Annotated in this window: 9 protein-coding genes; 2 read left to right on the top strand and 7 right to left on the bottom strand. The window is 72.5% G+C overall.

The genetic code is table 11. The features are described from left to right. Positions 1-32 precede the first annotated feature (32 nt). The 5 genes from VNF07_11760 to metH all read right to left on the bottom strand — a co-directional run bounded on the left by VNF07_11760 (position 33) and on the right by metH (position 7,009). Positions 33-857, bottom strand: a complete 825-nt coding sequence (locus tag VNF07_11760) for an inositol monophosphatase family protein (GenBank protein ID HVB06911.1) — start codon at positions 855-857, stop codon at positions 33-35. Further along, a complete protein-coding gene (gene holA, locus VNF07_11755) occupies positions 854-1,900 on the bottom strand; it encodes a DNA polymerase III subunit delta (GenBank protein ID HVB06910.1) in 1,047 nt (348 codons plus the stop codon). Before holA ends, VNF07_11760 begins: the two co-directional genes overlap by 4 nt. Then, the gene (gene folP, locus VNF07_11750) at positions 1,900-2,763 is read right to left on the bottom strand and encodes a dihydropteroate synthase (GenBank protein ID HVB06909.1); all 864 of its coding nucleotides are present in this window, start codon (positions 2,761-2,763) and stop codon (positions 1,900-1,902) included. Before folP ends, holA begins: the two co-directional genes overlap by 1 nt. 2 nt (positions 2,764-2,765) lie before the next feature. After that, positions 2,766-3,476 (bottom strand): tetratricopeptide repeat protein, encoded by a 711-nt coding sequence (locus VNF07_11745; GenBank protein HVB06908.1) that lies wholly within the window; start codon positions 3,474-3,476, stop codon positions 2,766-2,768. A 71-nt stretch (positions 3,477-3,547) separates the two neighbouring features. Then, positions 3,548-7,009 (bottom strand): methionine synthase, encoded by a 3,462-nt coding sequence (gene metH, locus VNF07_11740; protein ID HVB06907.1) that lies wholly within the window; start codon positions 7,007-7,009, stop codon positions 3,548-3,550. 416 nt (positions 7,010-7,425) lie between these two features. Here metH and VNF07_11735 point away from each other — a divergent pair, with 416 nt between their 5' ends. Continuing rightward, the gene (locus tag VNF07_11735; GenBank protein HVB06906.1) at positions 7,426-9,726 is read left to right on the top strand and encodes an Ig domain-containing protein; all 2,301 of its coding nucleotides are present in this window, start codon (positions 7,426-7,428) and stop codon (positions 9,724-9,726) included. A 93-nt stretch (positions 9,727-9,819) separates the two neighbouring features. On the opposite strand, the gene VNF07_11730 is transcribed toward VNF07_11735, so the two are convergent. Together VNF07_11730 and VNF07_11725 are read right to left on the bottom strand one after the other, a co-directional pair. Continuing rightward, positions 9,820-10,479 carry a hypothetical protein gene (locus VNF07_11730; GenBank protein ID HVB06905.1) on the bottom strand — a complete coding sequence of 220 codons (660 nt, stop codon included), beginning with the start codon at positions 10,477-10,479 and terminating at the stop codon, positions 9,820-9,822. 88 nt (positions 10,480-10,567) lie between these two features. Continuing rightward, on the bottom strand, positions 10,568-11,272 hold the full coding sequence (locus VNF07_11725) for a hypothetical protein (protein ID HVB06904.1): 705 nt from the start codon (positions 11,270-11,272) through the stop codon (positions 10,568-10,570). A 96-nt stretch (positions 11,273-11,368) separates the two neighbouring features. Here VNF07_11725 and VNF07_11720 point away from each other — a divergent pair, with 96 nt between their 5' ends. Then, positions 11,369-11,935, top strand: coding sequence for a TIGR03086 family metal-binding protein (locus VNF07_11720; GenBank protein HVB06903.1), 567 nt, complete (start codon positions 11,369-11,371; stop codon positions 11,933-11,935). Positions 11,936-11,978 lie beyond the last annotated feature (43 nt).

The following is an 11,978-nucleotide window of genomic DNA, read 5'->3' as shown; positions in this document are numbered from 1 at the left end:
AGTGTAAAGCGGTGCCGCCCGGGAGCCGGGGATCAGCGGGTCGCGCCCTCGGCCGCCGAGGCGAGGAGGGCGAGGAGTGCCTCGAGGCGGTCGGGGGGAGAGGCGACGAGGGTCGTGCGGCCGGCGTGCGGCCCCGAGACCTCGAGGACGACGCCGCCCGCCTCGGTGACGACGAGCTCGCCCGCGGCGCGGTCCCAGGGCGCGAGGCCGGCCTCGAAGTAGCCGTCGAGGCGGCCGCTCGCGACGCTGCAGAGGTCGAGCGCCGCCGAGCCGCCGCGGCGCAGGTCGCGCACCGCGCCGAGGACCGTCGGCAACAGCCGCGCCTGCGCGACGCGCAGCTCGGTGTCGTAGCCGAAGCCCGTCCCGAGGAGCGCCTCGGAGAGCGGGCCGCTCGCCGCCGGTGCCGCGAGGCGGCGGCCGTCGAGGTGGGCGCCGAGGCCGCGCGCCGCGCTGAAGGTCTCCCCCCGCAGCGGGTCGTGGACGACGCCGAGGAGCGGGCCGCCGGCGTCGACGAGGGCGATCGAGACGGCGAAGCTGCCGTAGCCGTAGACGAAGTTCGTCGTGCCGTCGAGGGGGTCGATCACCCACGTGAGGCCCGAGCTGCCGGCGCGGCTCGTCCCCTCCTCGCCGAGCAGGCCGTCCTCGGGGCGGCGGGTGCGCAGCGCCTTCACGATCAGCGCCTCGCTCGCCCGGTCGAGCTCGGTGACGAGGTCGGTGGGCGAGCTCTTGGTGGCCGCCGCCGCGAGGCGCTCGCTCGCGCCGCGCTCGGAGAGCCCCTCGAGGAGGAGCTCGCCGGCGCGCTGCGCCGTCTCCCCGGCGAACTCGAGGAGGAGGTGGAGGTCGACGCCCTCGCTCACCGGCGGCCGGTGCGCGCCGGGCGCCCCCGCGGCGCGGGACGGCCGAGGCGCGAGAGCTGCGCGAGGCGGGCGACGAGCACCTCGATCACGAGCTCGTCGGGCCAGTCGACGCGGCCGCGAAGGTCGAGGTCGGCCCCGGCGATCAGGCCGATCGCCCGCGCCACCCGCTCGTGGCCGAGGCGCCCCGACTGCTCGAGGGCCTTGCGGGCGGGGTAGGGGGCGAGCCCGGTCGCCGACGCGGCGGCCGCCTCGTCGTGGATCTCGGCGCCGTCGAGGCGGAGCAGCGCCCCGTAGTGGCGGTGCAGCGATGCGAGCAGCTGCATCGGGTGGCGGCCGGCCCCGAACTGGCGCCCGAGCACCTCGAGGGCGCGGCCCGCATCCCCCTCGGCGATCGCGTCGGTGAGGTCCCAGGGCGTCGACTCGCCGGCGCTCCCGAGGAAGGGCTCGAGCTCCTCGACGCTCACGTGCGCGTGCTCCCCGTAGGCCGCGGCGAGCGACTCGAGGAGCGGCGCGAGGCGCGCGAGGTCGCCCCCCAGGTGGCGGTCGAGGGCGACGACCGCCTGGTTGTCGAGGCGCACGGGGGCGCCCGCGAGGTGCTCGCTGAACCACTGCTGGCGACCCCGTGCGCCGCTCGCGGGGGCGACGGCGAGCACCCGGCCGGCCGCGGCGAAGGCCTTCTGCAGCGTGGCCGTCGCCTTCTTCCCGAGGAGGGCGAAGACGAGGACCGTCGTCTCGAGGGGGTCGGCGAGGTAGGCGAGGAGCTCCTTCTGGCCGGCGGCGTCGAGGTTCGTCTCGCGCACCACGATCACCCGGCGGTCGGCGAGGAACGGTGGCGTCCGGCACGCGTCGAGCACCGCGCCGAGCGCGACGCCGTCGTCGGCCGACGGCGCCTCGTACTCCTCGATCGCGCCAGGCAGCGCCTCGATCGCGGCGAGCTCCTCGACGAGCGCGACGAGCTGCTGGGAGACGAGGCCCTCGTCCTCGCCGGCGAGCAGGTAGGCGCGCTCGGGGGTGCCGTCGGCGCGCAGGTGGCTCTCGGCCATCAGCCGACGAGCCGTTCGAGGGTGCGCGTGACGCGCAGCGCTCCGGTGACGTCGTGCACCCGCAGCACCCGGCAGCCGAGGGTGATCCCGAGGGCGAGCGCGGCCATCGTCGCCTCGCGCCGCTCGTCGATCGCGAGGTCGAGGAGCTCGCCGAGGAAGCCCTTGTTGGACGCGGAGAGCAGGAGCGGTGGGCCGAGGGCCGCGAGGCGCGCCGAGGCGCGCAGCAGGGCGAGCGACTGCGGGGTGGTCTTTCCGAGGTCGAGGCCGGCGTCGAGGATGACGCGGTCGTCCGCGAGGCCGGCGGCGCGCGCCCGCGCCAGGCGCTCGGAGAGGAAGGCCTCGACGGCGCCGACCACGTCGTCGTCGGGGTAGCGGGGGTCGGGGTCGTCGATGCGCGGGCCGATGCGGATGTGGGTCGCGACGACGCTCGCACCGTAGCGCTCGGCGACGGGCAGGTACTCCGGGTCGGCGAGGCCGCTGATGTCGTTGCCGAGCACCGCCCCCGCCTTGTAGGCGGCCTCCGCGACCCCGGCGCGGAAGGTGTCCACCGAGACGGGGAGGTCGAAGCGCTCGACGATCGCCTCGATCGCCGGGAGGACGCGGTCGATCTCCTCCTGGGGGGTCACCTCCGGCCCCGGCCCGGCGCGCACGCCGCCGACGTCGATGAGGTCGGCGCCGGCGCCGACCAGCTCCTCGGCGAGGCGCAGCGAGTCGTCGAGGGCGAAGTAGCGGCCGTGGTCGTAGAACGAGTCGGGGGTGCGGTTCACGATCCCCATCACGAGCGCGCGCGCCGAGAGGTCGTAGTGACGCGCCCCGAGGCGCAGCGGGAGCGGCCGGCCGAGGGCGAGCGGCGGGAGCCGCACGCTCAGAAGAGCTTGGAGGACAGGGCGCGCCGGTAGCGCGCCCGTCGGGGGTCCTCGGGGTCCATCGCCTCGAGGTGGTCGAGGAACTCCTGGCGGGCCGCGTCGTCGTCCTTCACGCGCTCGAGGAGGGCGTCGAGACGCGCCTCCACGCCGTCGCCGGAGGGTGCGCCGCCCTCGGCCGCGAGGCGCGCCTTGGCGGCGAGGTGGCGGCTCTCGGGCGACTCGGGGAGGCGTTGCAGAAGCGTCAGCACCTCCTCGTGCTCGCCCCGCTCGGAGAGCAGCTCGGCGAGGGCGAGGAGGGCCTGGCCGTGGTCGGGCTCGAGCTCGAGGGCTCTGCGCAGCGAGGCCTCGTCGCCGGCTGCGCTCAGCTGGTCCGCCTCGCTCGGGGCCTCGACGAGGCGGCCGACGAACTCGCGGACGGCGGCCTCACCGAGCGCGCCGACGAAGGCGTCGACCACGTTGCGGTCCTTGATCGCGAAGACGGCCGGGATCGACTGCACCTGGAAGGCGGCGGCGACCTGCGGGTTCTCGTCGATGTTCACCTTCACGAGCTCGACCGCGCCCTCGGTCTCGTCGACCACCTTCTCGATGATCGGGCCGAGCGAGAGGCAGGGCCCGCACCAGGGCGCCCAGAGGTCGACGACGACCGGGCGGGTCGCCGAGACGTCGAGGACGTCGTGCTCGAAGGAGGCGTCGGTCACGTCAGTCGGCATGCCGCCAACCTACCGTCCGCCCCGCCCCACGGCACCCGCCGCGGCCACCGCTCCGGGGCAGCGCCGGGCTGTCAGACGACGAAGTACTTCGCCTGGGGGTGGTGGCAGACGATCGCGAGGGTGGTCTGCTCGGGCTCGAGCTGGAAGCCCTCCGAGACCGTCACGCCGATCCGCTCGGCGCGTAGCAGCTCGACGACCTTCGCGTTGTCCTCGAGGCTCGGGCAGGCCGGGTAGCCGAAGGAGTAGCGCCCGCCGCGGTACTTCTGGCGGAACAGCCCGCTGAGCGAGGGGCCGTCCTCGGAGGCGTAGCCGAGCTCCTCGCGGATGCGGTGGTGCCAGAGCTCGGCGAGGCCCTCGGTCATCTCCACCGAGAGGCCGTGCAGCCCGACGTAGTCGAGGTAGCGGTCGGCGGCGAAGAGCTCGCGGGCCCGCTCGCTCGCCTTGTGCCCCATCGTCGCGAGGAAGAAGGCGGCGACGTCGGTGACCTCGTCGGTGATCGGGCGGAAGAAGTCGGCGATGCACAGGTTCGGCTCGACCGCCTGGCGAGGGAGGCTGAAGCGCAGCAGCTCGGCGGTGCGGTCGACGTCGGACCAGATGATGAGGTCGTTGCCGTCGGAGTTGGCGGGGAAGTAGCCCCACACCACCTGGGGGACGAGGACGTCGTCGGCCTTCGCCGCGTCGAGGCGGGCGCGCAGCTCGGCGCGCACTCGCGCCTTGAAGTCGGCGTCGTTCTCGTCGGCCTCGGGGCGGTAGCCCCACTGGTTGCGGAACAGCGCCGTCTCGTTCAGGTAGTCGGTGATGTCGTCGAGGGGGATCCCCTTCGCCACCCGCGTCCCGGTGAAGGGGGGCACGAAGAGCGGGTTGTCGGTAGCGACGCTCGTCGAGCGCACCGGCGCGGCGTCCTCGGGGCGGGGGCGCTGGCTCTTTCGGGGCGGCAGCACCCGCCCGCCCGGGGCGCGCCCGAAGTCGGGGTCCTCGACCCCCTGGTCGCGCAGCTCCATCAGCCGCTCGAGGACCCGCAGCCCCTCGAAGGCGTCGCGCCCGTAGAAGAGGCGCCCCTTGTAGACCGCGCGCAGGTCGCGCTCGACGTAGCTGCGGGTGAGGGCGGCACCGCCGAGGAGCACGGGCAGCTTGTCGACGCCGCGGCGGTTCATCTCCTCGAGGTTCTCGCGCATGATGAGCGTCGACTTCACGAGCAGCCCGCTCATCCCGATCGCGTCGGCGGCGACCTCCTCGGCGCGCTGCAGCATGTCGCTGATCGGCACCTTGATGCCGAGGTTGTGCACCTCGTAGCCGTTGTTGGTGAGGATGATGTCGACGAGGTTCTTGCCGATGTCGTGCACGTCGCCCTTCACCGTGGCGAGGACGACCCGCCCGCGTCCCCCGCTCTCGCTGCGCTCCATGTGCGGCTCGAGGTGGGTGACGGCGGCCTTCATCGTCTCCGCGGACTGGAGGACGAAGGGGAGCTGCATCTCTCCCGAGGCGAAGAGCTCGCCGACCTCCTTCATCCCGACGAGGAGCGTGTCGTTCACGATGTCGAGCGCCGCGGTCCCCGCGGCCAGCGCCTCGTCGAGGTCGTCCTCCAGCCCGACGCGGTCGCCGTCGACGATGCGCCGCGAGAGGCGCTGCTCGACCGGCCAGCCGCTGCGGTCCTCGGCGGCCGCCGAGGAGTGGCTCGCGCCGGAGAAGTGCTCGATCAGCGAGGAGAGCGGGTCGTAGCCCTCGCGTCGCCGGTCGTAGATGAGGTCGAGGCAGAGCTCGCGGGCCTGCTCGTCGATGCGGTGCAGCGGCAGGATGCGCGCCGCGTGCACGATCGCCGCGTCGAGCCCCGCCTGCACGCACTCGTGCAGGAAGACCGAGTTGAGGACCTGGCGGGTGGCGGCCGAGAGGCCGAAGGAGACGTTCGAGAGGCCGAGGACGGTGTGCACCCCGGGCAGCTCGGCCTTGATGCGCCCGATCGCCTCGATGGTCTCGATCCCGTCGCGGCGGCTCTCCTCCATCCCCGTCGAGAGCGGCAGCGCGAGCGGGTCGAAGAAGAGGTCCTCGGGGGAGAGGCCGTAGCGGCCGACGGCGAGGTCGTGGATCGCCCTCGCGGCCCGCACCTTCCAGTCCGCGGTGCGCGCCTGGCCCTCCTCGTCGATGCAGGTGCAGACGACCGCCGCTCCGTGCTCCGCGGCGAGGGAGAGGAAGGCGTCGAGGCGGGTGCCCGGCGCGTCGCCGTCCTCGAGGTTGACCGAGTTGAGGATGCTCCGCCCGCCGAGCCACTCGAGGGCGGTGCGCACCACGTCGGACTCGGTGGAGTCGATCATCACCGGCACCGAGCACTGCGTCGCGAGGCGGGAGACGACCTCGCCGATGTTCGCCAGGCCGTCCGCGCCGGTGTAGTCGACGCACACGTCGATGACGTGCGCGCCCTCCTTCACCTGGTCGCGGGCCATCGCCGTCGTGGTGTCGAAGTCACCGGCGAGCATCGCCTCGCGAAAGCGCAGCGAGCCGTTCGCGTTGGTCCGCTCCCCGACGACGAGGAAGGAGGTCTCCTGGGCGAAGGGGACGAAGCTGTAGAGCGAGGTCGCGCCCGCCTCGTGCACGACCGGGCGGGAAGGCGAGGCGAGGCCGCCGCAGCGCTCGACGACGGCGCGCATGTGCGCCGGGGTCGTGCCGCAGCAGCCGCCGACCACCGAGACGCCGAGCTCGCCGGCGAAGGTGAAGAGGTGCTCGGCGAGCTCGTCGGGGGTGAGGTCGTAGTGCATCTTGCCCTCACGCACACTCGGCAGACCCGCGTTCGGCTGCGCGGAGATGGGGATCCGGGAGTGCGCCGTGAGGTGGCGGAGCGGCTCGTACATCTCTGCGGGGCCGGTCGCGCAGTTGAGGCCGATGACGTCGGGGCGCATCGCCTCGAGGGCGCAGAGGGCGGCGGCGATCTCGGTGCCCGGCAGCATCCGCCCGGTGAGCTCGATCGTCACCTGTACCTGCAGGGGGACCTCACGGCCGACGTTGCGCATCGCTCGGCGGGCCCCGATGATCGCCGCCTTCGCGGAGAGCAGGTCGAAGCTCGTCTCGATGAGCAGCAGGTCGACGCCCCCTTCGAGGAGGCCGTCGGCCTCCTCCTGGTACGCGTCGCGGAGCGCCGCGAAGGGGATCTGGCCGAGCGTCGGGAACTTGGTCCCGGGGCCGATCGCGCCGGCGACGAAGCGGGGGCGGTCCGGGGTCGTGTAGCCGTCGGCGACCTCGCGGGCGAGCTCGGCGGAGCGTCGCGCCAGGGTGTGCGCCTGGTCGGCGATGCCGTAGTCGGCGAGCACCACCGAGAACGCGCCGAAGGAGTTCGTCTTCACCGCGTCGACGCCGACCTCGAGGAAGGAGCGGTGGATGTCCTGCACGACGTCGGGGCGGGTGAGGACGAGGTGCTCGTTGCAGCCCTCGAGCGACGGCCCTCCGAAGTCGTCGGCCGAGAGCTCGCGCAGCTGCAGGTTGGTGCCGGTCGCGCCGTCGTAGATGAGGACGCGCTCACCGAGCAGGGAGAGGTAATCGTGCACCTCGGCACGTTACCGGTCCACCTCAGCCGGGCTGGACACCTCCGCTCTTCGTCGAAACCGGCGTGTTCGCTGCAGCACCTCTCGCGAGTGAGCGGCTGTATCGCTCTGGCTGCGCGATCGGAAATTCACGGGCCACGACTTTGCGGAAAGAGGTCGCCGCTCTAGATCGAACGAAGCGCTACTGGAAATCGTAATGAAACCCGCTATACTTGCTTTGGAACAAGCGAATTGCGTTGCGCTCCGACAATTGGTGTGGCGTCGTCGCCCTCTTTGCATTGGGAGTCAACTTGCATCGCTTTTTCTATTTGAGTCGTTCGCGCCCCGCGCCTGAAAGCGGCCGTGGCCATGCGCGACTGCGCCTGCGGGCCCTCGGTGTCGTCGCTGGCCTCGGGGCCCTCGTCGGTACTTCCCTCGTGGTGGCACCGCTCGCGGCCTCCGCGGCGACGGCCGTCTTCAACACGGGCGTCACGCTGCAACTGCCGGCGAACGCCAACACCTCCTCGCCCAGCGCTTTCTTCAGCAACATCAGCTGTGCTTCGGTCGGGAACTGCGTGGCGGTCGGCCAGTACACCGACACCGCCAATAACCAGCAGGGCTTGGCCGTCGCCGAGACAGGCGGTACCTTCGCCACCGCCGTCGAGGTCGCCCTCCCCGGCAACGCAATGGCGACCGCCAGAGCCCAGACCGCCTCGCTCAACGGCGTCAGCTGCTCGAGCGTCGGCAACTGCTCCGCAGTCGGCAACTACACCGATTCCACGGGTTCTGAGCAGACGATGGCGGTCACCATCGCGAACGGGACCGCCGCGACAGCCGTCGAGGCCTCCCTCCCCGCCAACGCATTCGCCACTGTCGGCCAGCAGTTCGCCGAGCTTGACGCGGTCAGCTGCTCGAGTGTCGGCAACTGCACCGCTGTCGGTGACTACGCCATCGCTCCTTCGAACCAGCAGGCGATGTCGCTCAACGAGACCTCGGGCGGCTGGTCGACCGCCGTCGAGGTCGCCAGCCCCGCGTCGACTTCGACGAACCCCACCGGCACCCTCCACTCCATCAGCTGCACCAGCGCAGGCAACTGCACAGCGGTCGGTAACTACGCGGACACCGCCAGCACCCTGTCGCTGATGGTCGCCACGCAAAACGGCGGCTCCTTCGGCGCCGCTGCGCTCGTGGCGCCTCCCTCCGCCGCTCCCTCGAGCCAGCGGACCGCCAACTTCACGGGGGTCAGTTGCCCGAGCGCCGGTAACTGCACCGCCGTTGGCTTCTTCACCGACGCGGCGGGCGATTTCGAGCCGCTGACGTCGACGCAGAGCTCGGGGACCTTCGCGCCGTCGGTGCAGCTCGGCCTTCCGTCCAATGCCGTGAGCATCCCCGGCGATCAGGCCGCCACGATGAACGGCGTCAGCTGCACGAGCCCAGGGAACTGCACCGCGGTCGGGGGCTACACCCTCGACGCCACCTTTGACGGAGCCTCGATGATGGCGACGGAGACCTCCGGTACCTTCGCTACCCCCACTGCGCTCGTGGCGCCGGCGAACGCGACCACGGTCGCCATGAGCGAGTTCTCCTCACCGGCGGCAATTTCCTGTCCCGTCTCGGGAGTCTGCACGGCCGCCGGTGAGTACAACGACACCAGCACGCCGATCAAGACGCTGCCGTTGGCGTTCACCTCTCTCGCACAGCTCGCCCTCACGACCTCGAGCCTTCCGGCCGCGACCACCGGCGTGAGCTATTCCTCCTCGCTCGCCACTTCGGGCGGTTCGGGCAACTTCAGCTACTCGGTCAGCTCAGGGTCACTCCCCGCTGGTCTCAGCTTGAGCTCGGCAGGGGTGATCTCCGGGACGCCGACCGCGGTCGGCGCCTCGCCGGTGACCTTCAAGGTCTCTGACAACGGACCGCCGGCACAGTCGGCGACCGCGGCGCTCTCGCTCGCCGTTGTGGCGGGCAGCGCGCCCCTCCCCGTTGGTATCAGCGCTTCGTCTGTCGGCACGCCGACGACCGGCACCGTGGTCGCCGGTCTCGCGACCACGCTGAAGGCGACCGACTCCAACGGTTCGGCGACCCTCACGATTCCCCCCGGCGCATTGCCGCCGGGCACGGTCGTCAGCCTCTATCCGATCCTCGTCAGCACGACGCTCGCCAGTGAACTGCCCAAGGGTAAGGGCTACGAGCTCGGCTTCGCGATCTCGTGGGTCACGCCGTCCGGCACCTCGCCGCCCGCGAGCAAGCCGATCAGACTGGTGGTGCTCGACAAGACGATCCACCGTGGCGACTCCATCTACCAGGTCGTCCCCACGGGCCTGCACCTGAACGCCACTGCGACCCACTCCGGCATGACCACCATCCCCTTCAGCTACGACCCCGCCTTCGTCATCGCCGCGACGCCCAGGGCCGGCCTCGTGCGGACCGTGGGCAAGATCAAGTCGCCCAAGCAGGTGACGATGATGTTCAGTTGCCGGGCCGGCGTCCTCTGCCAGGGCACGGCGGCGCTGACGGTGGCCCGTAACCACATGGTCGGCAAGCACATGGTCGTCCGTCACGTGGCGCTCGCCACCGCCAAGGTGTCGCTCGGTGCCGGGAAGAATGGCCGCGTCGCCTTCCGTCTCACGCCGGCGGGCGTCACGAGCTTTGCGAACAGCGGCTCGTTCACCTACTACCGGATGAGCGTCGTCGCCCGCATCCAGGGCGCGAAGGTGGCCGTCTTCCCGGCCGCGGTGCGGTAGGTCAGCGGGAGGACACGAAGAGGTAGCTGTGTCGCTGCCGACGGAGCGGACGATCTGTCCGTTCCGTCGGCAGTTGCGCGTCGCGGGGCTCGGTCAGCGACCCGTCCCCGTGGGCTTCGAGACGAGCACCGCCGCGAGGCCCGCGGGATCGTCCGCGCCGGCGCGCTGTGCCGCCGCCCATCGGGCGCAGTGGCGGGCGAGCGGCGGCGGGAAGCGCCAGCGCAGCAGCTGGCGCTCGGCCTCGTCCGCGCTCTCGCCGAGCTCGAGGAGGCTGAGGGCGAGCTGGCGGCCGCGCCGGGCGAGCGCGTCGAGGGGGAGCGCCGGGCTCTTCGAGGAGAGGAGCGCGGCGTGCTCCGCGGCGAGACCCTCGGGGAGACGCGCCGCGAGGCGTGCCGGCAGTGGCGGGAGGTGGCGGCGCACGGCGAGGGTGCCCGCGCCGCGCACCGCGGCGAGGCGGAAGTCGACGGCGCGGGCGACGGCACGCAGCAGCGGCCCGTGGCGTCCGGGGTGCTGGCCGAGGCCGAGCGCGAAGGCGAGCTCGGCGACCTCGGGCTCACAGCCCGCGGGCAAGGCGTCGAGGCGCGCCGCGAGCAGGCCGAGGAGGAGGGTCGTCGAGGGGCCGAGGAAGGGGAGCCAGTAGCGGGTCACGTAGCTCGAGCGGGGATCGACGCCGGCGACCTCGCCGACGGGGTCCTCCCAGGCGAGCAGCCGGAAGGTCGAGCCGAAGTGGAAGCCATCGAGCGACGTCGCCATCGCATCCTCCTTCGCGGTGCGAGCCGGTCGGCCCGGCCGCGAGAGAGGATCGCCGGGGTCGCTACCTCGCGACCTACCGGCGACGAGATCAGCCGGTGACCTTGGAGATATCGATCGTCGAGGCGGTGGCTGGCGGGCTGATCGAGACGTGCTCGCCCCACTTGGTGAACTTCGTCGAGCCGGAGCCGGCGGAGTCGGTCTCGTCCTCCTCGACGGGGAGGGTGGCCCCCTTGGCCTGCAGCTTCACGGTGTCGGAGAGCTTCGGCGCGGTCGAGGTGGCGGCGACGGTCCACTTCAAGATGTAGAGCGGGCTCGTCCCGGCCTGACCGGTCGTGAGCGCCGTGCCGGTCGCGTTCGGGAGGATGCTGGCGACGGCGGCGATCGTCGTCTCGGTCTTCAGCTGGGTGTACTCGCTGGTGCCGGACTTCACCGAGATCCAGAGCTTGCCGACCTTCTTCACCTGCGCGGCGGTGAGGCCGATCAGCGAGGTGAGGCCCGTCGAGTTGCCCCCGATGTAGGCGGCCTTGTCGGTGACCTTCACCGTCGCCTGCGCCTTGCCCGACGTCACCGACTCCATCCCGGTCTTGGCGCCGAGATCGGCGACGACCTTGTTGCTGGTCTTGCCCGAGACGGCGGCGACGACGATGTGCACCCCGGACTCGCCGGCGATCGCCTTCTTCGCCGCGCCGAGCACCGAGGTCGCGGTGGGGGCGGAGGCCCCGGCGGGGAGCGCCGAGAGCGAGAGGGCGCCGGCGAGGCCGAGCGCGAGCGAGGTGGCTAGGGATCTGCGCATGCGAGCAAGCTATCGGCTCCGCCCCGTGCCGCAGGCCGCAGCGACAGCGTCTTCTCGCCGCACGTACCATCGGCGCGACCGAGGAAGGGGGGCGCCGTGGGGAGCCTGGAAGACCTGCAGCAGGCGGGGAGCGCCTTCGGCGAGCTCGTCGCCGGCACGAGCGCCGCACAGCTCGCCGCGGCGACGCCCTGCAGCGAGTGGGACGTGCGCGCGCTGCTCAACCACGTCGTCACCGGTACGCAGTGGTTCACGACGATGCTGCGTGCCGAGCCCGCGCCCGACCGCAGCGTCGACCAGCTCGGCGAGGACCCGGCGGCGGCCTACCGGGCGGCGCTCGGAGAATTCGTCGGCGCGCTCGGCGAGCCGGGGGCGCTCGAGGCCAGCTACGAGGGGCACCGCCTCGGCGCCGTGAGCGGCGCTCGCCTCGCGGCGATGCGGACCAACGAGTACATGGTGCACGGCTGGGACCTCGCGAACGCCACCGGGCAGTCGGCGGCGGTGCTTCCCGAGGCGCTCGTGCCGGGCTGCATCGCCCTCTACGAGGAGATGCTCGCCGGCCGGCCACGCGAGCCCGGCGGCGCTTTCGGCGTCCCCGTCGAGCTCGCCGCGGACGCGCCGCCCCTCGACCGCCTCGCCGCCTTCTTCGGTCGCACGCCCCGCTGAGCCACGGGCCGGGGGCGGCCGGGCACGGGCCTGCCCGCGCGCC

The organism is Acidimicrobiales bacterium, assembly GCA_035533595.1.
Taxonomy (GTDB): Bacteria; Actinomycetota; Acidimicrobiia; order Acidimicrobiales; family Bog-793; genus DATLTN01.
This window is presented reverse-complemented; position numbering and strand designations above follow the sequence as displayed.

Excerpts from the sequence above, each read along its gene's own strand:
- VNF07_11745 (HVB06908.1), bottom strand. The coding sequence starts at position 3,476 with ATGCCGACTGACGTGACCGACGCCTCCTTCGAGCACGACGTCCTCGAC.
- VNF07_11725 (HVB06904.1), bottom strand. The coding sequence starts at position 11,272 with ATGCGCAGATCCCTAGCCACCTCGCTCGCGCTCGGCCTCGCCGGCGCC.
- holA (HVB06910.1), bottom strand. The coding sequence starts at position 1,900 with ATGGCCGAGAGCCACCTGCGCGCCGACGGCACCCCCGAGCGCGCCTAC.
- VNF07_11730 (HVB06905.1), bottom strand. The coding sequence starts at position 10,479 with ATGGCGACGTCGCTCGATGGCTTCCACTTCGGCTCGACCTTCCGGCTG.